The organism is Anabaena azotica FACHB-119 (genome assembly GCF_014697625.1).
Classification (GTDB): domain Bacteria; phylum Cyanobacteriota; class Cyanobacteriia; order Cyanobacteriales; family Nostocaceae; genus Trichormus; species Trichormus azoticus_A.
In genome coordinates this window covers 53,576-74,488 of the sequence record NZ_JACJSG010000031.1, presented here as the reverse complement: position 1 = coordinate 74,488, position 20,913 = coordinate 53,576, and the positions used below count along the sequence as shown (strand labels likewise).

At 42.4% G+C, this 20,913-nt stretch carries 18 protein-coding genes; 4 read left to right on the top strand and 14 right to left on the bottom strand.

Annotation, left to right across the window (positions count from 1 at the left end; genetic code table 11):
* Nucleotides 1–2 precede the first annotated feature (2 nt).
* From H6G83_RS21620 to H6G83_RS36015, 13 genes are all read right to left on the bottom strand, one after another.
* Nucleotides 3–1,115 carry a hypothetical protein gene (locus H6G83_RS21620; protein WP_190476033.1) on the bottom strand — a complete coding sequence of 371 codons (1,113 nt, stop codon included), beginning with the start codon at nucleotides 1,113–1,115 and terminating at the stop codon, nucleotides 3–5.
* Nucleotides 1,116–1,126: 11 nt separating this feature from the next.
* Nucleotides 1,127–1,900 carry a hypothetical protein gene (locus H6G83_RS21615; RefSeq protein WP_190476032.1) on the bottom strand — a complete coding sequence of 258 codons (774 nt, stop codon included), beginning with the start codon at nucleotides 1,898–1,900 and terminating at the stop codon, nucleotides 1,127–1,129.
* A complete protein-coding gene (locus tag H6G83_RS21610) occupies nucleotides 1,887–2,054 on the bottom strand; it encodes a hypothetical protein (RefSeq protein ID WP_190476031.1) in 168 nt (55 codons plus the stop codon). The genes H6G83_RS21615 and H6G83_RS21610 overlap by 14 nt, the downstream gene beginning before the upstream one ends.
* Before the next feature lie 160 nt (nucleotides 2,055–2,214).
* On the bottom strand, nucleotides 2,215–2,511 hold the full coding sequence (locus tag H6G83_RS21605) for a hypothetical protein (protein WP_190476030.1): 297 nt from the start codon (nucleotides 2,509–2,511) through the stop codon (nucleotides 2,215–2,217).
* Nucleotides 2,501–3,520, bottom strand: coding sequence for a hypothetical protein (locus H6G83_RS21600; RefSeq protein WP_190476029.1), 1,020 nt, complete (start codon nucleotides 3,518–3,520; stop codon nucleotides 2,501–2,503). Before H6G83_RS21600 ends, H6G83_RS21605 begins: the two co-directional genes overlap by 11 nt.
* Nucleotides 3,521–3,579: 59 nt before the next feature.
* Nucleotides 3,580–5,610 (bottom strand): hypothetical protein, encoded by a 2,031-nt coding sequence (locus H6G83_RS21595; protein ID WP_190476028.1) that lies wholly within the window; start codon nucleotides 5,608–5,610, stop codon nucleotides 3,580–3,582.
* A gap of 14 nt (nucleotides 5,611–5,624) precedes the next feature.
* A complete protein-coding gene (locus tag H6G83_RS21590) occupies nucleotides 5,625–6,755 on the bottom strand; it encodes a hypothetical protein (RefSeq protein WP_190476027.1) in 1,131 nt (376 codons plus the stop codon).
* A gap of 53 nt (nucleotides 6,756–6,808) precedes the next feature.
* Nucleotides 6,809–8,485 (bottom strand): hypothetical protein, encoded by a 1,677-nt coding sequence (locus tag H6G83_RS21585; protein WP_190476026.1) that lies wholly within the window; start codon nucleotides 8,483–8,485, stop codon nucleotides 6,809–6,811.
* 56 nt (nucleotides 8,486–8,541) lie between these two features.
* Nucleotides 8,542–9,081 carry a hypothetical protein gene (locus H6G83_RS21580; RefSeq protein WP_190476025.1) on the bottom strand — a complete coding sequence of 180 codons (540 nt, stop codon included), beginning with the start codon at nucleotides 9,079–9,081 and terminating at the stop codon, nucleotides 8,542–8,544.
* A 12-nt stretch (nucleotides 9,082–9,093) separates the two neighbouring features.
* Nucleotides 9,094–10,437, bottom strand: coding sequence for a S8 family peptidase (locus H6G83_RS21575; RefSeq protein WP_190476024.1), 1,344 nt, complete (start codon nucleotides 10,435–10,437; stop codon nucleotides 9,094–9,096).
* A gap of 1,305 nt (nucleotides 10,438–11,742) precedes the next feature.
* Nucleotides 11,743–12,243 (bottom strand): L,D-transpeptidase, encoded by a 501-nt coding sequence (locus H6G83_RS21570; RefSeq protein WP_190476023.1) that lies wholly within the window; start codon nucleotides 12,241–12,243, stop codon nucleotides 11,743–11,745.
* Between the two features lie 85 nt (nucleotides 12,244–12,328).
* Complete coding sequence (locus H6G83_RS21565; RefSeq protein ID WP_190476022.1) at nucleotides 12,329–12,961, bottom strand: bifunctional 4-hydroxy-2-oxoglutarate aldolase/2-dehydro-3-deoxy-phosphogluconate aldolase; 633 nt, start codon at nucleotides 12,959–12,961, stop codon at nucleotides 12,329–12,331.
* A 368-nt stretch (nucleotides 12,962–13,329) separates the two neighbouring features.
* Nucleotides 13,330–13,452 carry a hypothetical protein gene (locus tag H6G83_RS36015; RefSeq protein WP_277876394.1) on the bottom strand — a complete coding sequence of 41 codons (123 nt, stop codon included), beginning with the start codon at nucleotides 13,450–13,452 and terminating at the stop codon, nucleotides 13,330–13,332.
* Nucleotides 13,453–13,580: 128 nt separating this feature from the next.
* Here H6G83_RS36015 and H6G83_RS21560 point away from each other — a divergent pair, with 128 nt between their 5' ends.
* From H6G83_RS21560 to H6G83_RS21545, 4 genes are all read left to right on the top strand, one after another.
* Nucleotides 13,581–13,850, top strand: a complete 270-nt coding sequence (locus H6G83_RS21560; RefSeq protein ID WP_190476021.1) for a hypothetical protein — start codon at nucleotides 13,581–13,583, stop codon at nucleotides 13,848–13,850.
* Between the two features lie 445 nt (nucleotides 13,851–14,295).
* A complete protein-coding gene (locus H6G83_RS21555) occupies nucleotides 14,296–15,642 on the top strand; it encodes an erythromycin esterase family protein (RefSeq protein WP_190476020.1) in 1,347 nt (448 codons plus the stop codon).
* Nucleotides 15,643–15,867: 225 nt separating this feature from the next.
* Nucleotides 15,868–16,467: an HdeD family acid-resistance protein gene (locus H6G83_RS21550; protein ID WP_190476044.1), complete on the top strand. Its 600-nt coding sequence runs from the start codon at nucleotides 15,868–15,870 to the stop codon at nucleotides 16,465–16,467.
* A 258-nt stretch (nucleotides 16,468–16,725) separates the two neighbouring features.
* The gene (locus H6G83_RS21545) at nucleotides 16,726–19,074 is read left to right on the top strand and encodes a glycoside hydrolase family 31 protein (protein ID WP_190476019.1); all 2,349 of its coding nucleotides are present in this window, start codon (nucleotides 16,726–16,728) and stop codon (nucleotides 19,072–19,074) included.
* Between the two features lie 315 nt (nucleotides 19,075–19,389).
* On the opposite strand, the gene H6G83_RS36280 is transcribed toward H6G83_RS21545, so the two are convergent.
* Nucleotides 19,390–20,790, bottom strand: a complete 1,401-nt coding sequence (locus tag H6G83_RS36280; RefSeq protein WP_190476018.1) for an IS110 family transposase — start codon at nucleotides 20,788–20,790, stop codon at nucleotides 19,390–19,392.
* Nucleotides 20,791–20,913 lie beyond the last annotated feature (123 nt).

Genomic DNA, 20,913 nt, shown 5'->3' with positions numbered 1-20,913 from the left:
TGCTAGGCATCCAAAGCGCGATCAAATTCCTCAAATCGCTGTTCTAAATCAACAACCTTGGCTGGTTCTGTCTGTTCGATTTCCCGGTCAAAGGTATCAAACAGTTGTTCCAATTCCATTGTTCCCAAGTCAAACTCTGTAGCATAGGGCATATTGAAACCCATTTGTTGACTAACAGTGTTGCCTGAATTAGCATTTATCTCTGGCTGGGGGGGTGAAAGATTGGTGGAACTGGTGGTAACTTCAACTGGTGGGCGGTTTTGCTGGTTAATAATTTCTAGTAATGCGGTAGCTAATTCCTCCAAGGTGGGCGATTTGGGAAGAGAGGGTTTGCTCGTATCTGGTACTACTGGGGGCGGTTGTTTGTCTGGAGAAGGCTGGTCAGCATCCGCCAAATGTCTAGTAGTGAAGTTGACAGAAGGTATCGCTGCCGATTTGCCTTCGTCTAGGGATTTAGCTACTTCCCTGGTATCGCTAACAGTAGCAACTTCTTGAGGGAAAGGAGCGTTATTGCCAATAGGAGGGTCGGCGCGGGGAAAACTGCTGGAAGGATATTGCAGGTGAATCGGTTCGTTATCGTCGAAAACCTGTCTTTGGATGGTGGGTTTGGGGCTAGGAGGTGGGGGAATGGAAGACTGAACACCTGATGGCAAAATGTTACTTTGGCGACGAGCCTGCAATTCCCTTTCCAATTCCAACCAGCGATTGCGTCCTCTTGGCTGGTAATGAGGTAGATTTGTTGGTGGTGCGGGGGAGAAATTTTGTCTATCGGCAGACCTAACCCCCCAGCCCCCTTCCCTCCCAGGGAAGGGGGAGTCGGAAAGCCCCTCTCCTTGCAGGGGAGGGGTTGGGGAGGGGTCAAATCCATTCCGGGGGTAAGTGGGGGAGCCGGAAAGTCGCTCTCCTTGTACGGGAGGAGTTGGGGAAGAGTCAACCCCAATACTATCTCTAATAGCCTGTCGTTTTTGGCGTAACTCAGCTTCTAGGGCTAGGAGTCGGTTATTTCCCCGACAGGGAAACAAGTAGCTGCTATGAGACTGAGATGGGCATGACTCCTTTAGCGACTCTTGGGGGAGTGCTGGGAGGCGATCGCTGCTAACATCGAAGTCTGGCATAAAAGCAAGGTTCAGATTTTCAGATTGATAGAGATAATGGCATAAGGGTCTAGAGCAACTTTTAGCTGTTGAACTTTTCCCTTAATTTGGTTTTCCTCCACTTGCAGTTTCAATTCGTGAGCATTAGCAGAAATCACCGCGACTTTTTCCCCGTCTAATGTAGCGAAGGGAAATTGATTTAGGGATTGTGCTGTTGCTAAATTTTGTATGGATTGGGGAATATCGGCTAAATTTTCACCTTGTAAAGTAATTGCTGTCTTACCATGAGCTTTGCTCAAACTCGCTTTAGCAACGGTTGGCGATCGCTGTCCGCGATAAAACTTATTAACTGCTGCGGCTAATTGCTGGTAATCGACGGAATTGTGCAAGATTGGGTCAAGTTTAACTTTGCGATTTTCAATTGTCTCCCGCAGATCGGGGACAGATGTAATACCCAGTTTTCTCAGTTCTTTTTTAGTAGGTTCTGGCAATTGCACTCGATCTATGTGGAATCCATCATCGTATTCTAGTTCTGCCATTTCTAGAATTTGATGGTCGCGGATGGAACCTAGTTTAACTGTGATTTTTGAGGCTCCGGTTTCTCCTGGTTTAGCAGTGGTGAAATACACTTTATCGCCGTCAAATTCAGGAAACAATTGCAAATCTAAGGCGACATCTTGCACCATGTAACTGAGTTTGCGATTGAGTCCTTTTACTGACAGCATCTGGTGAGCGTTGTCTAGTTCCTCAATTAGGGATTCGAGGAAGGAATTTAAATTCCAGGGGCGATTTTTAGGAGTCACCATCGTTAATTACCGAAAAACTGGGTTTAAAGCCCCGCCCTTCTAGGGCGGCTTTTGTGGTAGTATAACTAATGGCGGTAAAGCGCACAAATAAAAGACGAAGTAGGTCAAGCGGACTGCTCCTGATCCGGAACCCTGGTAGTATAAATCCGCGCATCTTGTACAAATGTGGGAGTAAACGCAAAAATTAAAAACCTTTTCAAACGCGGTCGGGCAGTCCGTGTGAGCTTGTGGACGTATCCAAACGGAGAAAGTTGAATACTAGTATTCAGATTTCTAGAGAGGACGGATGAAGCAAGAATCCTCCCTCCGGGACGCTAACGCGAACGTCTCTTTAGAGCGAGGAGTGTCAAAATCCGCAATGTTAGGCGATGAAACACGGGCATGATTGTTGTCTCGGTTTTTTGCGTGGGTGCGGAGGCTTTGAGAGCTACTTGTGCGGCTGCTTTGGTTTCCACCCGCAATTCTAGAGGCATGGCGACTTTGACTTCGCTAATTTTGAGTGCCTGTCCGGTGATTGGGTCTTCTAGGGGGTCGCCGTAGTCTACCAATTGGTCGATGACCTGGGCTAGGGGGGCGAGGATGTTGTTGTTTGCCACTGTTTCAGCGTCCATTGTTTGTTCCCCTTTGCTTGGGTTGTAGGGTGACGGAGGTGGTTGGTGTGGGGTTGTCGAAGAGGACTTTCATACCGTTGAGGAGGATGGGTTCGTCTGAGAAGGTGTAGTTGAATCCTACAGGTTGGATTCGGAAAAAACTTTGAGACTGAGCGACATTAATATGAAACTCAAGCTCAGGCAAATTATAATTATCCATTTTAAAGAAGGTACCTTGGTAAATTTTTGGTTGGTTAACTTCTAGTGATGGAACTAACTTAGTAAAATTTGGCTTCTCCTGATTAATTCCTGCTACCTCTCCATCAAAGTGATTTACATAAAAATGATTACCTGTTTTTTGCACAGAGTATCTAATATATGTTTTATAAGAATTAGTATTATGTTGTTGTATTTGCTCTTTTATATTAGTTTTATTAACTGAAATTACTTCTATCATTTGTTGTGAAGTGAATACTACTGACTCAATAGTAGTCTTGCAAGTTCTGGCTTTTTCTTGAAGGAACAAATAAACTAATTCATATTCTTTTTGCCTGTTCTCTAATTCTTGATTTAGTCTGTTAGAACCCGCTTGAGAATCGATAATTAAGGTGTTTTGAGATACCGACCTATTTCGATATATTGCTATGTTCTGATTTTTGGATTGGTTTCGTAGTTCAGCACTAATGTGTTTTTCACGAAACTCAGCAGTAAAGAAATCATTTTTGTTTGTTATTGTTGCTGGATATTGCTTAATTCCAACTTTTAGCATACCATTATCAGCCTTCTCAATCATTTTTACTGCTTCACCAACGTTCATTATTTTATAGTGTTTTTTATCATCAGTAATAGTAGTTTCAATGATATTCTTTTGTGTTTGCTTATCAATTTGACACTGATCCGATTTGAAATAATTAAATATTGTTTTTACTCTCCAATCATCGATCTTAAAAGAATTGAAAGTCTTCCATTGTGCTATATTTTGACTTTCATTTTCTAAAAACCTTGCTAAAGTTCCATCTCTTTGTTGCATCTTTTTTCTCCTTTTTGACTTAAACTTTTTCCCTGAAATAAAAAATTATTTATGTAGCTTTACGCCCCCACTCCAATAAAGTGAGCCACACTAGGAACTGGAAAATAAACCGATCGCTCAGACAATTGCATCACCTGACCATTCCCATCGGTCTGTTCCACTTTTTTCAGCACCACTTGCTGCAACTTCATTTCCGGGTACACCCACAGCGCCACCGCATCCCCCCGATGTCCTTCAAATTGCACTTTATTCTGTGCCACCTGACTAAAACTATCCTTAAATTCCGAAGACATCAGCGCCGCTAATTCTGCTTCCTCCAGTTGGGGATAGCTGGAAATTTGCCCGATTAAATCGTTCAACTCATAAGGACTCAGAATTAACCCTGTTTTCATCCGCCCGGATTGGCGGGTAGAATCTTGGTCATCAACAATACTCACCGTTTCCATCCTGGCGTTGCTGTTGCGTTCTGGTTCCAGGGCAAAGTAATACTTGCAATCCCAGGTTATCCGCCGCATATTTCCCGTAAAGTTGCCGTGCCAAACCTTGTGCCAGTAACCCCGGTGCTGTTCCACATCGTTGAGGGGAATCACCTCCCCAGCATTACCCATGCGGTCAAAGCAATATTCTCTGGTAAAATTAACCAATTGCGTCGCATTGATGCCCAGCCGCTTGTGGGCGTGACTGGTTTTCGATTTCCCCACCCACACCAAAGCCACAGAAACAATATAATCTTCATTCGGCTTCAGCCTGGACAACTGCCGCCAACTCAGTCTCGGTACTGCCGCTAACCTGCCAGAGGTGACATTCTCAACCTGATATCTATCCTCAATTAAAATTTCCAAAGTCGTTGCATTGGTAACTAACAGGTGCAGTTCTCCCCTGCTAATTGTCCGAGGCGTATCCACATTTAAAGGAAAAGCCACATCTTGGTCGCAGCGATACAGCGCCTTCGTCCGTCCGCGAATCATCTGCGGTCTGATATTGGCAAATTGCAACCGCACCCCATCCACCCGCTCAAAATCCGGTACTTGGGTCGGCGCGGCTAACCCCTGACTGAAATGGCGGGTACTGTAATGGACATCTGAACCACTATCTAATGAAGCCGCCACTGACAGTAATTTAGGGCTTTCTAGCATTAAATTGGTCATAGCTGAGAAAGTTTGTAACAAAGGATGGTTAGCATCCTCCCATGTACTCCCTGACTCAACGGTAAACGCTCTGACTACATCAACTAACCCCTGTTGCTGGCTAATACCCAGGCTTATCGCCCCTGCGGTTTCGCTATCTGCATCAGCTGATTTTCCCTGAGCAACTTGGGCAGCTTGTTGGAGCAATTTAGCCAAAATATCAGCTACAGAATCATCACTTTTAGATTTCTTGGCTTTGTTCTGCAATAAGATTGTCAATTGCTTGATTGTTTCTTGGTCAGAAAGCAATTTAGCTAAAATAGCCGTTCCATTACCAGCACCATTTGTCTGGGCTACTGAACTACCATTGCTAGACCCCCCACCTAAAAGACTACCAACAGCCGGGAGAATATGGGGCAAAGCTTTGGTGACTGTAGGTAAAAGTTTGCTAGCCACTCCTGAGACTACACTAGCTAACGTACCCAAAAACATCGCCTCGCTGACAGGAGGCTGTTCTTGATAAGCAAAAGACACGCTTTCTACAATGGGCGGATTTGTTGGTTGATAATAATCAGTCGGTGTTTCCATCACAACAGCCTCGTTAGAGGACATAACAGGTAAGTCATCATTACTAGGGGGGTTAGTTGCCAATACTTCCACAATGTCAGAAACGGCAGGCCCATCTTGGTTTTCAGTTCTAAAAGAAGTGATTTGAATAAATCGATTTTTGCGATCAAATTCTTTCTTGGGTACTTCCAGAACAGTCCATCCCAAATTACTTTCTGGCAGATAATTAATTAAAGGGGAAGTATATTTAGGATTTTTGATTAATGTCAGCCCTTTAGCATGAAGTAATTCTCCGTCCCCAATGGTATAGAAATAAAACTTGTTCGCACCAATATCGACTTGAAAGCGATTGTGAACTTCATCACTATCTTGAAATTGAAGAAACGCTAATGCCATCGCCTAAAACTCCATTAACTAGCAGCTTCAGCCGCTTGTGGTGCTTGACCATCAGTGCTGCTCCCTCCTGGCGATCTTTGACCTTGATTTCGCTGTCCTGATGGTTGTAAAATCTCTTTAAAATTATCAAGTTTAAAGTAGTCGGATTTAAAATTAATTTCTACTGACCCTTTCACCGTAGTAGATGATTCTGTTGTAGAAGTACTGTTTGTATCAGCCGTTGAAATCGCAATATTAGTGTGGGTATTAGTCGTTTGAGTCCCAGCGTTAAGTTTGACTCCGAACATAGAAAGAAATGAAACACCACCACCAACGTTATCAGTTCTACTTTGTGATTTCTGGTCGTTTTCACCGGCTTCATCATACCTGTTAATATCTTCTGTTGCGGTAATCTTGAAATCGACAGAAGCTTTAATTTTGCCGTTCTCTACAACCATACGGTTCACACCCATCAACAGCATTTCTTCTAGCAAGCGTTGATTCTGCCGCGCAATATCTAACTTAGCCTGAGCGATCGCACCCTCAAGTTCTGCTTTGTCCAGCTTACTTCCATCTTTCGCGACCAGTTGCATCTCATTACTATTCTGTTCGCTATTGCCTGCCTCACCACCTCTAGAGCGACGGCGGCGATTACCTAAAAGCTGGTATTTATCGCTGAACTTCTCAGCTAAAAACAACTTGGCAGATTCATCATTGATATTCTTTATCAAATCAGAAATTGGTTTATTTAGTTCTTCAACTAACTTTACATAAGAATTAATCTGGTCTTGTGTCACCTGGAGGTTAGCATCAAAAACAGACTTCAGCAAATCTTTAACAAACTGAGGAAAATTAACTTGTCGCAGTACATTACCGGCTATTTGTCCCTGTTCATCAATTCGCCGATTCAGATGACGGTTGTCATTAATCATATCCCCGGCCGCCATTGCTTCAGAAACGCTTTGTTGGGCAATTAATTGTCCATCCAGGCTTTGTATTTCTTTAGCTCGTTCTTGCTCAAGCAATTGGTTATAGATAGTAGTAACTAAACTTTTGTATTGTTCAAACTGTTGGTCGCGATCTAGTTGACTAAAATTTGGCTGTTTACTTAACACTTCGCGTGCTTGTTGGCGGGCTTGTGCTTCTAATTCTTGATTCGTCGGCATTGCTACTCTTCCTATGTTTGAACTTAATAAATTTCCATAATTTTTATCCAAATTTACCAATCATCAAAATCGTTACCAACAGAATCAGCACCAGCTAATCCTTTGCCGTTATGAGATGTAGATGGCAGGGGGAGAGATTTCAAGGAAAGTAAGTTAGAGTGTAAGGAAGCATTAGCAATTATCCAAGCTTCTACTGCTTTGCGAAATTCATTGAACTGCTCATTCGTAACTGCCCTTTCATCAAACTCTGCAATCCATTCAAAAATCCTATTTCCATCAATTGCTAGAGTTTTAATCGCTTCTGTTGGTATAGGAATACCCAATCCTTCTTTAACAACTCGTTCGATAATGTCCCATAAAGTTTGGCGACGACCACCAAAGTAGTTACGAATTTCTTCACTACCAATAATATCTAAAGCATCTTTTAAATGGGCATAATCTTCTTGAACCTGCAAATGTGCCATACCTGTCATGTGTTCAGTCAGATTTTGCTGTAAATTTCTAGTTAATTGATAAAGCCGAGTTCTGGAGACTGCATTGTTATTTAATGAGTCCAAATGAGATTTATTTTCTGACTTTTGAATGTACTGAAGCATTTCAGACATCAATTGCTCCCAGTAAATAGGGAAGGCTTCATTAACTACCATATTCTGAAGTAATTGCCCATCTCCTTTGTTGAGTACTCGCTTATACAACATAGCTCTTTCTTCTGGGCTATTGCGGTCATCCCGTAGTTTATGGAAGCGATAAAGTTTTTCAGCCGTCTTACCTTCAGGAATATCTAATGTTCCACTTGCCCATCTTATAACTAAGAGATTAGCAACATCAAAAACATGGAAATGGCAATCAAAATAATAAACATAATCAAGCATTCCTGCTGCTTGGATATTTGCTTTTACAATCTCTTGATGTTCTTGTTCTATTTCATCAAAACGATTGACAGAGAAGTTCAACTTAGAACTTGCACTACTCCCAGATAAAATCTTGAGGGGGTCGTTAGTATTGCTAGGTTTAGCAAGCTTTTTTGCTTCATTATAAATCGTAGGCAAATGCTGCTTTATACTTTCTTCAGTAAAAGCATTTAACTTGATTAATTCTTCAATTACTGTACGTTTAATCCTAAGTCGATTAGAGGCATTAGAAGTATCATATTTATCTAAAAATCCATCTACATAAAAAGGGATATCTCCCTCTCTTAAAAAAGTTTCAAACAACTTCATAAATGAAGGAATTAATTCCCCCTGATTAATAGAAATGCAAAGATTTTCACTAAGGAGTAATTCTTTTAATCGCTTTTGCTTACTTTCAGTATTAATTTGAGTGATGCAAATTAATTTTTTCTTAAAAACATCTGCTGCTATATAAGCCAGAAATTTTCTTCTTGGTTGTTGTGCAACTTTGTTTAAAACTGAAGTGCAAAGAGATGGTACATCAGATACATTATCTTCCTCTTTAGCTAGTCTAACCATAGCCACATAAATAACATCGCTAGAAAGTAAAAAGCGATTAATACTATCTAGATTATTTTTTCTATTAAGAATATCTACAACTTGAATAGCATCTGAGGTTAACCCCGGTTTTTTATTAATAAAATCTTGTGATTTAGGATGCTCGGCTTCTAACTCTTTTTGTGTTTTATTCAAAGCTTCAACAGCTATCTGATCTATATCTTCAAAAGGTTTTATGAGTCTCAAGGACAATCCATTATTAGAATTATAATTAACAAGCATTATTTTCTCCTCTCAATATTTTTTATTGAATACACTTCATTATTTTCATGTCTGATTTAATTGGATTTCAGACACACTAAAGACCACTCAATTATGAGTTTACCTGTCCATTTTTGATAAAAATGTGGTTGCTCGTTACGAATAAAAGTAATTATTTCCATTGGCTTTAAGTGAATTTCCTTTTCAATATCTAAAAAAGCTTCTGGCTTTCTCATGGGTGACATACCCCTGGGTGATTGAATAACTAAACAATTTGTTTGGTATCCTGAAACTAAATAACCTTCGCCAGCCTTTTCATGAGAATTACCTCTTGCATCACACTCATAACCACTTGCTTTATGTTTCCAGCACCCTGAAGCTTTGAATTTTATTCCTAGTTCTTTTCCTGAAAGATTTTGGAAATAAGTTCCTGTTATGGAATCAGCAGCTACAGTAAAAATTCCTTCAGTAATTATGCAGCATCTCTGTTTTTCTAAAGATGCAGTAGGAGAAGGAGGCGGAACTATTGAACGTGGTTTTTCATCAGTTTCAAGTAACTTCTTCAAGAAATTGGTAGTTTCATCGTTATCATTTTGATTAGTAAGTTTTGATTGCATTGTAAAGCTCCATTAACTAAGTTTGTAATTAAGCATTCGTAAAGCATCTGGCAAATTCAACCTACCAAAACCGGATCTTTGATGCTTAAATTTAGTGTCAATCCTATCAGCCGTATGTTGCAAAATATGCTTGACTTGACTATCAGATAGCCGATGTTTCCATTTTTGCAATGCGTAAGATTTGAGCATCGCCACTGCCCCAGCAACAAACGGAGCTGCATGGGAAGTTCCTGTTGAAAAAGCAGATTTTTTACCGACATAAGTGCTAAAAATGTTTGTTCCTGGCGCTGCAATATCAACTTTACCGTAGGTAGAAAAGTTGGCAATTTCCCCACGTTCGTCAACTGCACCAACAGTAATTACATAAGGGAAAGCACCAGGATAGTACAACTCCTCTCGGCCATCGTTGCCTGATGCAGCAATAATAGTTACATCTTTACGTTGAGCATAATCCACAATTTCTTTATGGGGAAATTCGCCACCTGAGTGCTTAATTCCCAGGCTCATATTAATTACATCCGCACCTTGGTCAATCGCCCATTTCAAACCAGCATTAATGTTATCAATTAACCCGGCTCCTATCAGTCTATTACCAGACTTCATTGTTCCCAATACTCTTATAGGTAAAATTCGACACTGTGGCACAACACCGACAGGAGTCGCTGTTCCCTTAGCTGCAATAATACCTGTTACATGAGTCCCATGACCAACTTCATCAGCAGGATGGTGATTGCAACTTACATGAGTTTCATAGTCAACTTCATCATCAGGATGGTGATTGCAACCCAAGTGCTTGCCGATAAATTGTCCAGCCCCATCAATAATATGAACAAAGTCAAATCCTGGCAGCAAAGAATCTGTTAATTCAGGATGATCTAACTCAACCCCAGTATCAAGAACTGCAATAGTAATTCTCGGATCGCCACGAGTAAAGAACTGGTGAGCAATATCTAAACCAATTGCTTGTCGAGCATAACAAGTATCGGTTAAGCTCATCTGCCCAACATATATATCTGGCAAGTTAGAATCACCAATTTGACCAATCTCTACAGTTTGTACAATAGGGAGTATAGAAATTTCCTCGATTGCTGCTGGAGGAATGGGAATATTTTTCTGAATAATCAACCGATATACACGATTAATTCCACTTTCTAATTCTTCTTGATTCCATCCGCTACCACTGAACTGATATTCCCTAGTCACCCAAACAGAAATATTGTATTTAGCTAATACAGCATCGATATGAGGATGAATACTGCTAGGTGCAGTCACCCCAACTGGCAAAAAATCCACCCAATGAGGAATACCTTCGATTGGCAAACTTTTGCGTAATTTTAATCTAATATGTGTTTTCATAGGACAAATTTAATTATTTGTCATGAGTAACTAATCCTGATAGTCCTAACGTTAACTACTGCTATCTCCATAAACATTAGAGGTTGATCAAAGCCAGTTCTACAATGACTCAAACCGAGCAAATTCCAACTCTAGCTGTCATCGAATCCGTGCGCGATCGCTCTTTTGCAAAAAGCACTGTATCCAGAAGAAGTTCAGGTTCCATCGGGGGTATCGCTTGCACAAGCTGGAACCACTGTTTTAAACTCAGGCGACTTCTAAAGACTATTTCCCAGAGCAAAATGTTAATAAGTCTGATTCAAAGTAGTACAGGTGGAGATTTGTAGCCAAAAAACATCATGTTGCAAACAAAGCAACTCAATATCTGCGGTGCAGCCAGCACAACTACTATCCACACAAGTAGATAGATACTTATGAAGTTAGTCTTATGCTTTTTAGTTTAATAATGTACACCTATAAGCTGACAATGAGGATAGACAGTATAAATTTACTTATCATACTGATAAAAACCATTAGTTATCAATCTATATAGGCTAAGTTAACTATATCTTAAGATAGATGTATGTCAAGTATTTTTTAAGTATACGTACTAAACGTAACAAATACTAGCTTTTATCGATAGCCGGATTTAGCAGCAGTTGATGTCTCTGCCTAAAACTGCCACAAAAATTTACACTCTAGCAAGCCGCAATTGAGTAGTGTGGTATAAAGTTTGAGTCTTGGAAGATAGTTATGGATCAGTATCACCCCATCCACGTCACCCAATCGGGAGCCTGTGCAGTCAACTACTCAAACATCTGCGGCTGTTGCTCATCAATCGCCATCATCACGCCCAACGCTCATCATTGCTGAGGGAACTGTTTGACTGCATCAACCCCATGTGCTATCCGTTCAATCACCAGTTGGGCATAACATTTTACCTACAGCCACCAAGAATCAGTGGGATCAACTTGTCCGTCCATACCCCCACAATTATTATCCCCAATTACATTAGCAGAGGGTTGGACGGAGTATCAATGCCATACATAACTTGCATCCTAGCCGTTGGTCGGTGCTTGGGAAAACACACCACTAGCGAAACTTGTTAAAGCAGCGCTTAACGCACCGTATTTGGTGGTGCTTTTACGGCTAATTCCTAATTTCGCCAACGCTCAAATCCTTACATAGGCGTAAAACAACGACAATAAAGCTCTAGGTGTATCCACGCCGCTTTTTGCCTCCTTTACTTAATATTTACTTTATAAATGGACTCTAAGTGCTGACTTTAATAGTAAACAGCTTTTCAGGCTGTCCCTTGCTATTTTACTATCTCTGAACCACAACTGGTGTTCCTAAAGATGCCCAGTTAAACAGCCATTTAGCATGATTAGGGGCAAGGTTGACGCAGCCTCTACTTACGGGTGTACCAAATCTTTTATGCCAATATGCGCCGTGAATACCGTAGTTACCACTGTAAAACATGGCATAGGGAACGTTGGGCAGATCATAGCCTCTACCTCGCATCCGCGTAGACTTATGCTTTGATTGAATTCTGAAAGTACCAATGGGCGTAGGTGTGGATGTTTTACCAGAGGAAATGGCGATCGCATACACAGGTTTTCTACCTTGCCAAGCAGTTAATCTTTGCTGGGAAAGGTCTACTTGAATCCAACGCTGATCAGATTTTTGCAAAGTCTCAATAGTTTTGGCAAGTTTTTGTGGGTTGGTCTTTGCTAATGCTTCACCCCCAGTGTTTACCACAAATAAAGACAATGCTGCACCAGCAACGAACATTTTTAAACCACGTTTCCAATTCAGTGATTTCATAGTAGAAACACACAGATAATAGAAGGATAGCAGATTTCCAGAAATCAAATATAGCAGTGGTTGCTGTATAATTTCATCCTGAAAACTACGCTAATTGGTGAATTAAGTCTTTGGCTAACCCAGCGATCGCTTGCCAATTTTTCTCTCTGACTAGTTGCTGAGGAAATAACTCTCCACTTAAACCAACGGCGATCGCACCGGCTTGAATCAGTGCTTTGGCATTTTCTAGGTTTACTCCCCCTGTGGGAATTAAGGGGATATGTCCTAGCGGCCCTTGCAAACTCTTGATATAATTTGCTCCTCCTACAGCCTGTACGGGAAATACTTTTACACAGCTTGCACCATATGACCAAGCACTGACAATCTCCGTAGGGGTGAGTGCGCCGGGAACGATGGGTATATTTTTAACTACGGCTGCTTGGATCATGGCTGCATCAACATGGGGTGTGAAGAGAAACTCAGCCCCAGAGGCGATCGCATCTTCTAGCTGCTGCACATTAAATAAAGTACCTGTACCAATTGTACATTCGGGTAAATGATGACGTAGTTGGGCGATTAATTCCCCGGCGCGATCGCTATTCCAGGTAATTTCAATTAGCTGCATTCCCCCAGCTGCTACAGCCAACGCCATTTCCCACCCTAATTCTAGTTTTGGGGCGCGGATAACTGCGATCGCTCGCTGTTTTTGCAACTGTGATAACCAATCTTGAGTAGACATCTTTAACGTAGGCGCAAACCTTCAATTCTTTATGATCCAGACTGACATATAGCGAGGGGTTGGGGAGTGGGGAGATGGGGGAGAGGGGGGAGCTTTCAAGGGCAGGTTTTTTACACTTCGACCCAAAAACACTGATTTTAGGGTGTAGGGGTATAAGGGTGTAGGGGTGTAGGGGTAGATGAAAGTCTGATAATTTACTGAATCTTATAGTCCTCACTGATTACTTTATGAAAAACCTGCCCTTAAGAGACTCCCCCTACTCCCCCTCTCACAAGTTTAGGTTTTTAATCTAGCAGTGAGTAAGGACTCTAAAACTAACGAGAAAATCATTGTTTTATTCACCCCTACACCTCTACACCCTTACACCCTTACACCCCAAACCAAGGTTTTTGGAACACCAATAAAAAACCTACACCTGTCAGAGAGGGGGGAGAGGGGGGAGATGAGGGAGATGAGGGAGATGGGGGAGAGTAACAACTGTCACCTGTCACCTGTCACCTGTCACCTGTCACCTGTTACAGATCCACACTTGATTCAATAACCAAGTTATGCAATAGTTTAAACATCTAATAATCTATCGATTTACCGTATTATTAAGATAAGCAAAGGAGTAATACAAATGACAGTCGCACAGCATGACACAGCATCCTTGTCTAGCAAAATTGATAACTCTACAAGCCTCAATCAAAGCTGGCTGTGGCAGGCTGTGCAAATAAGTACAGCATTCCTCAACAAAATGTGGTGGCATACTCATGCCTACGGTACGGTTTTTAGTATTGTGCTACTAGCCTTGGTAAGTTTCATCTTCTTAAGCTTGCATTGGTCTTTGCGTAAGATTGCGGTACTTACGAAAGTAGATACTGTGCCAGAAAATGAAATTACTTCTTAATTTCTCTGTGTCTTTGTGTCTCTGTAGTAAAAAATAATTTATAGCAGTCGTCTGATAGGTTAGGACATCATACAATTTTAAAACCTTTAGTTTCAAAGGCTTTCAGTCCTGTCACCCTCCGGGTTCGCCAGTTCCCTACGGCGGGAGACCCCTCCGGGTTCGCCAGTTGCCTGCGGAGGGAAACCCTCCCGCAGCACTGGACTCACCGCCTACAGGACTGGACTCACCTGTCCCCTGCTATATTTAACCACAAAGGCACAGATAAAAGAAAGAATAGCAACATTTTTCGCTCATTCCTGGGATAGATTCATACATTACACACCATATATCGGTGGTGTGATGGAAGATAAAACGGAAGTCTTTATGCTGAGTCTAGCAAGCCAAGAATATACCTAAGAAGCACAACAATATTAAAAGACTGTGGGGTGCTTCTCTATAAGTTTTTATGCTAGACGCAACTAGAACTAATGTTGTTGAGGCGTTGCGTGAGTCTGTACACCAACTGACGGGCGCAGCCACAGACTATAATTCATTAATTGATTTGATTGGCAATGCTCGTTTAGTTCTGATTGGGGAAGCTTCCCACGGAACACATGAATTTTATGAGCAACGAGCCGAAATTACTAAAAGATTAATTCAAGAAAAGAATTTTATCGCAGTAGCAGTGGAAGCAGACTGGCCTGATGCCTACCGCGTGAATCGCTACGTTCAGGGCGTAGGTAAGGATTTGACACCAGCCGATGCACTGTCAGGTTTTCAACGCTTTCCTAATTGGATGTGGCGCAACACAGATGTAGTAAATTTTGTCAACTGGCTGCGTGAGTATAACGATAATTTAAATGAAATTGGGGTGAAGGTTGGCTTCTATGGGCTAGACCTTTATAGTATGTATGCTTCTATGGCAGCCGTTTTAGATTATCTGGAGCAAGTTGATCCTGAAGCGGCAAGTTGCGCTCGTAGTCGTTACGCTTGCTTGGAGCATTTTGGGGAAGATACGCACAGCTATGGTTATGCTACCAGTCTAGGTATCAGTGAATCCTGTGAGGAAGAGGTAGTTAGGCAACTGCGAGAACTGCAAAATAGAGTCCTTGAATATACTCAAGAAGACGGAAGATTAAAAGCAGATGAGTTTTTTTATGCGGAACAAAACGCTCGGATAGTCAAAAATGCTGAGGCTTATTACCGGGCGATGTTTACTGGGAGGGTGTCTTCTTGGAATATTCGCGATCGCCATATGGCCGAAACCCTAGAAAATCTCATGGTTCACCTAGACCAGCAAGGCGTACCAGCAAAAATTGTTGTATGGGAACACAACTCCCACTTAGGGGATGCTAGAGCCACAGATATGGCACAGCAGGGAGAAGTAAATCTTGGGCAATTGGTACGGGAACGGTATGGAAATGATGCTGTTCTGATAGGCTTTAGTACTTATATCGGGACAGTTACGGCTGCTTCTGATTGGGATGGGATGACGCAACTCAAGCAAGTTCGTCCAGCATTACCGAGAAGTTATGAGGCGCTGTTTCATGAAACCGGAGTTCCGCAATTTTTGCTACCACTACGTGGTGAAAATGCAGCTATTGCCAGTTTGCGAGAATCAAGGTTAGAAAGAGCGATCGGCGTAATTTACCGCCCAGAAACCGAACGCAGCAGTCATTACTTTTACGCCTGTCTTCCAGAACAATTTGATGCTGTAATTCACATTGATGATACCAAAGGAGTACAACCGTTAGACCGGACGTTTGAGACGGACATCGGTGAACCGCCAGAAACTTTTCCCTCGGCGTTGTGAGAAAGGGGGGAGATGAGGGAGATGAGGGAGATGAGGGAGTGGGGGAAGATGAGGGAGAATAACAACTGACAACTGACAACTAACAACTGACTAATGACTGATGACTATGGACTAATGACTAATGACTATGGACTAATGACTATGGACTAATGACTGATGACTAATGACTAATGACTAATAACTAAAAAAATGCAAAAGGTACGTCAGAAATTATCTGCTCAATCTATGAAGCATAAATCCCTGGGAATGGGAAAGCGACTAGTTCGCAATTGGTGGACGGTGACTTTGCGGGGTGCGATCGCTATTATTTTTGGTTTAGTGGCTTTATGCTGGCCGACTCTAACTTTAGCTTCCCTGGTGTACCTGTTTGCAAGTTTTTGGCTGGTGGGGGGAATATTACTGGCGATCGCAGCATTTCAAGAGCGTTTGCAAGATACTCACAGTAGGTTGCTGTTGGTCGAAGGAATTATTGGCATTGCAGTGAGTGCGATCGCTTTTATTTCTCCTGGTATTGCTGGATTTGTCTTGCTTTATCTTATTGCTATTTGGGCAATTGGTACTGGTGTATTTGAAATTATTGCCTCTATGCAACTGCGGCAAACTATAGTAAATGAACGCCTTCCCGCAGTAGCCGGAATTATCTCCGTTATCTTTGGTGTAATGTTAATTATCTGGCCAGTAGCTCAGGCATTGGCTTTTTTATGGTTAATTGCTGCCTATAACATTGTTTTTGGAACGCTGCTATTAATTCTGGGTTTGCGGTTACGTAGTTGGGGTAGAAGAAATGCAAAATTAAAAATTCCAGTCGGTCAAACCAGAAGTTAACTCAATCGAATGTGATAGGCGTTGCTTGAGCTGCGACAGATGTACCGCCTTTAACTTTGTATGTAAGCTAAGGTATGTGAATTAACAAAATAGCTAAGTAAAACGGCGTAAATAGATGAAGTTGGTAGTGAGGACTAAAGTCCTCAAAAATGAAAAAGGACTAAAGTCCTGACTACGAACAGTCATGCTTTGGGAGTATATTCATTCTTTTGAGGTAATAGTAAGCTGATCACTGATTGTTCATGCCGAATTAATTTCATGCCTCAATATTTCGGACAACTGCATACTACCGAGCCATCTTGGACTACTCTAGGAACAGTACAGGCAATTGAAAAGAGCGATCGCCATCTTCTATTCCATTGTGGCGAACCCTGTTTAAAAATTAGCGTCCTCGCAGCAAACCTAATTCGCGTCAGGGTAACGCCTACTGGTAAGTTCTTACCTCGTAGATCATGGGCGGTGACGCAGGAAGATGAACAATGGCCGGCGGTGGAGTTTGAGGTCAAAGAACAAGCAGATGTTGTGGAAATTACCACACAGCAGCTAAGGGTGGTAGTACATCGCCATCCTTGTCGGGTTGAGTGCTTTGATTTGACAGGACAAGGGTTTGCTGAGGATGTGAATCTGGGTGTAGGCTGGCGTAAGGGTGCTGTTGCAGGATGGAAGAAAATTGCGGCTGAAGAACATTTTTACGGTTTCGGTGAACGTAGTGGTTTACTTGACCAAATAGCTACAACCAGAACCAACTGGACGTTAGATGCTCTTGATTACGATGTTCTCTCAGATAATTTGTATCAAGCCATTCCTTTCTTCATGGCGTTGCGTCCAGGGTTAGGTTACGGTATTTTCTTTAACACAACTTTTTGGAGTCAGTTTGATATCGGTGTTCAGCAACCCGGTGTGTGGCGGATGGAAACCCAGGGAGGCGAACTAGACTATTACATTATCTATGGGTCGGAACCAGCAAATATTATTTCTACCTACACCCAGCTAACGGGAAGGATGTCTTTACCGCCAAAATGGTCGCTGGGTTATCATCAGTGTCGTTGGAGTTACGAATCACAGGATGTAGTGCGTCAACTGGCGCAGGAATTTCGTCAGCGTCAAATTCCCTGTGATGTGATTCATCTTGATATTGATTATATGGATGGTTATCGGGTGTTTACCTGGAACCACAAGCGTTTTAGTGAACCGCAAGCTTTAATTGATGACCTCAAACAAGATGGTTTTAAGACGGTGACAATTGTTGACCCTGGGGTAAAGTATGAACCGGAAGCTGATTACCCAGTCTTTGATGAGGGGTTAAAGCACGATTATTTTGTCAGGAAAACCAATGGTCAATTATTTCATGGTTATGTATGGCCTGATAAAGCTGTGTTTCCTGATTTTTTGCGTCCTGAAGTGAGAAATTGGTGGGGAGATTTGCACAAAAATTTGACTAATATGGGTGTGGCTGGGATTTGGAATGATATGAACGAACCAGCATTAGATGACCGTCCTTTTGGCGACCCTGGTAATAAGATTGCTTTCCCCCTCGATGCGCCCCAAGGCCCAGCAGATGAGATAAGTAACCATGCGGAAACTCACAATTTATATGGGTTGATGATGGCGCAAGCATCTTCTCAAGCGATGGAAAAGTTGCGATCGCCTGAACGTTCATTTATTTTGACACGCTCTGGTTACGCAGGTATTCAACGCTGGTCAGCAGTTTGGACGGGAGACAACCAATCTCTGTGGGAACACCTGGAAATGTCTATACCCATGCTGTGTAACTTGGGGCTATCGGGTGTAGCTTTTGTTGGTGCTGATATTGGTGGTTTTGCGGGGAACGCTACCGCAGAACTGTTTGCCCGGTGGATGCAGGTAGGGATGTTGTATCCATTGATGCGGGGACACTCGGCAATGAGTACAGCCAGACATGAGCCTTGGGTATTTGGCGATCGCGTCGAGAAAATTTGCCGTGAGTATATTCAGCTACGGTATCAACTACTACCTTATATTTACACGCTGTTTTGGGAAGCAGCAACTACTGGAGCGCCGATTCTCCGCCCCCTACTGTATCATTTTGCGAGCGATCGCCACACCTTCACCTTATCCGATCAAGTCATGCTGGGAGCTTCATTATTAGCAGCACCAATATACCGTCCAGGCGTGGAATATCGAGCAGTATACTTACCCACAGGTCGTTGGTTTGATTGGTGGACAGGTGAAGCCTTTACAGGCCCGACACACATTTTAGCCCATGCACCCCTAGAAAAGATGCCCTTATATGTCCGTGCTGGCGCAATTATCCCGATGGCTCCAGTCATGCAATATGTAGAAGAACAACCCCTGACCTCATTAACCATTCGCGTTTGGGTAGGTGAGGGTGAGTTTACCCATTATGAAGATGATGGACAAAGTTTCGAGTATAAAACAGGCAAGTTCAGCACAACGAATTACCGTGTTTATACCCAAGAAGGAAAAAATATAGTCGAAATAGGGGCGAGAGAGGGAGACTATTCACCAACAGCAAGGGAAATAATTGTCGAATTAGTAGGTGTGGGAGAACAGCGTTTTGTTGATGATGGTACAGGAAGACGGTTAGTTTTTAGCTTAAATGATTAAGCGAGTTACATCTGACGCACAGACGTAAAGAAGATGACTAAATAGCAGCATTTTTGTCTACACATTCACTTTAGATAGTTAACTGGTGTTAAATAACTCCCCGCGAGGGGAGTCATCATGATCATGAACGATTGTTAGTCGTTGCCTCCCATTTGAAAAATTAGCCTGTAATCAGCATAGGTGGGCATCCAATATACAAAAAATCCATTGCGGGAAGAATCTATGTGAAGCCAGAGAAACCAAATCAACATACGCCCTGATTTCTGTATGTATATCTGTGGCTTCCTTGCCGCTCTCAAAAATTTAACCACATTATCATTTATAGTCATTAGTCACAGCCCGCTTGAGTTCCTTAAACAGCAACCGACAGCCATAGGCCGCAGTCTGAGAGATAACCAAATTACCAAACCCGCGTTTAACATCTTTGTGTTTTACACCGGGGGCAATATCTCCGGCTGCTATCGATGTCACCAGACTCATTTGCATGGTTTGCAGGGTGAGATTAAGTGTGGCCTCAAGTTGCGGCTGGAGTTCTTTACTTACTATCGGGATTAAGTTTTGAGAGAGCGATCGCTTGAACTCTTTTAATGCCACCTGCTGAAGTCGGGTAACAGCTTTTTGCTTCCAAAGTTCTGGATTGTCCTGAAATTGGGACTTTCTGGAGTCGTAGAACTCCCCCAGCTTCCGGCCGATTTCGTTATTGGGTCTGGCGTGGACTGGCGCGATTTGGTCGAGAACCCATAAGTACAACTGTGAGCGGCACAGTTTAGAACCAGCTCCAGTGTTCATGGTTTCTTTGTCACCTGAACTATACTCATCTTTCGCCATACCCAGCCGCCGCTTAAACCGTCCTACAGAATCAAATTTCGTGACCGGGTAGATTTGGCTAATGAGTAGCGCTTGCGGCCTAACACCAATGCCAAACATGGTCATAACTTTACGGTAGGGGATAAACTCAGGGAAGTTGAGAATTTCTAAAACCTCAGTTTGAATTTCCCCCTCCCAATCCGCCAAATCGCACAACAGGTTAGACAGCTTTCTAGTAAAAGTGGTGATGCCTACGTTGTACTGATTGGCGATAGAGTCTCTGTAAAGTCGGTCATAGTGAGTATTTTGGCGCTTGAGTGAGCGTTCGCGCCCGGCAAGCCACGCCCATAGGGGTGGTAGACCATCAACTTTGGATGGTTCACTTTTACTGAGTGCAGCTTCAGGGAACTCACGGGCTAATTGCTGACGAGCGCGGTTGATAATTGGAGACTGAATTCTATTGAGTGACTGTAGTTGCAACCACAGATGGCGCATTAGCGCCACTCTACCTGCTTCAAATTGCAGGAAAAATTCATCATCTCCCCAATGTAGTAGGGCGTAAGCTGCGAGTGCCAAGGCATCAGCTTGGTCATTTTTATCAGGTAACTTGTTTTGTTTTCGGTAGTGTGTGGCCTCAGCATGACCTACCCACAAAACCCTGATATTTTCGGTTTCGCAAATGTGCGCCCAAATCCAACTGTAATGAACTCCAGTTGGTTCCAAAATAATAGCGTCGGGCTTTAGAGCTAGTAATTTGCTGACCCCATCGGCATTAGCTTTAAATGTTAAAGGGTCGTTATCTTTCGGACGTTTATTATCTCGAAAGTAGCTTCTAAAGTTCTTGGGAAGTGATGTTAATTCCCAAGCAACTACGCTGTTTTTACATACATCAAGACCTAATATTTTCACTTTTCAAAGGTTCAGCGCGGGTGTTTTTTGCAGCAATAACCGTGCTAAAATAGGTCAGGAATCACCCAAATTAGCGATAAGATAACAATTCACTTTTAAACCTGGCACGGTTGGAATATTAAC

What these genes read in the sequence shown, in the direction of transcription:
- H6G83_RS21610 (WP_190476031.1), bottom strand. Translation starts at nt 2,054, where the DNA reads ATGCGCGGATTTATACTACCAGGGTTCCGGATCAGGAGCAGTCCGCTT.
- H6G83_RS21585 (WP_190476026.1), bottom strand. Translation starts at nt 8,485, where the DNA reads ATGCTTGTTAATTATAATTCTAATAATGGATTGTCCTTGAGACTCATA.
- H6G83_RS21545 (WP_190476019.1), top strand. Translation starts at nt 16,726, where the DNA reads ATGCCTCAATATTTCGGACAACTGCATACTACCGAGCCATCTTGGACT.
- H6G83_RS21590 (WP_190476027.1), bottom strand. Translation starts at nt 6,755, where the DNA reads ATGCCGACGAATCAAGAATTAGAAGCACAAGCCCGCCAACAAGCACGC.
- H6G83_RS21600 (WP_190476029.1), bottom strand. Translation starts at nt 3,520, where the DNA reads ATGCAACAAAGAGATGGAACTTTAGCAAGGTTTTTAGAAAATGAAAGT.
- H6G83_RS21565 (WP_190476022.1), bottom strand. Translation starts at nt 12,961, where the DNA reads ATGTCTACTCAAGATTGGTTATCACAGTTGCAAAAACAGCGAGCGATC.
- H6G83_RS21560 (WP_190476021.1), top strand. Translation starts at nt 13,581, where the DNA reads ATGACAGTCGCACAGCATGACACAGCATCCTTGTCTAGCAAAATTGAT.
- H6G83_RS21605 (WP_190476030.1), bottom strand. Translation starts at nt 2,511, where the DNA reads ATGGACGCTGAAACAGTGGCAAACAACAACATCCTCGCCCCCCTAGCC.
- H6G83_RS21575 (WP_190476024.1), bottom strand. Translation starts at nt 10,437, where the DNA reads ATGAAAACACATATTAGATTAAAATTACGCAAAAGTTTGCCAATCGAA.
- H6G83_RS21570 (WP_190476023.1), bottom strand. Translation starts at nt 12,243, where the DNA reads ATGAAATCACTGAATTGGAAACGTGGTTTAAAAATGTTCGTTGCTGGT.
- H6G83_RS21595 (WP_190476028.1), bottom strand. Translation starts at nt 5,610, where the DNA reads ATGGCATTAGCGTTTCTTCAATTTCAAGATAGTGATGAAGTTCACAAT.
- H6G83_RS21580 (WP_190476025.1), bottom strand. Translation starts at nt 9,081, where the DNA reads ATGCAATCAAAACTTACTAATCAAAATGATAACGATGAAACTACCAAT.
- H6G83_RS21620 (WP_190476033.1), bottom strand. Translation starts at nt 1,115, where the DNA reads ATGCCAGACTTCGATGTTAGCAGCGATCGCCTCCCAGCACTCCCCCAA.
- H6G83_RS21555 (WP_190476020.1), top strand. Translation starts at nt 14,296, where the DNA reads ATGCTAGACGCAACTAGAACTAATGTTGTTGAGGCGTTGCGTGAGTCT.
- H6G83_RS21615 (WP_190476032.1), bottom strand. Translation starts at nt 1,900, where the DNA reads ATGGTGACTCCTAAAAATCGCCCCTGGAATTTAAATTCCTTCCTCGAA.
- H6G83_RS21550 (WP_190476044.1), top strand. Translation starts at nt 15,868, where the DNA reads ATGAAGCATAAATCCCTGGGAATGGGAAAGCGACTAGTTCGCAATTGG.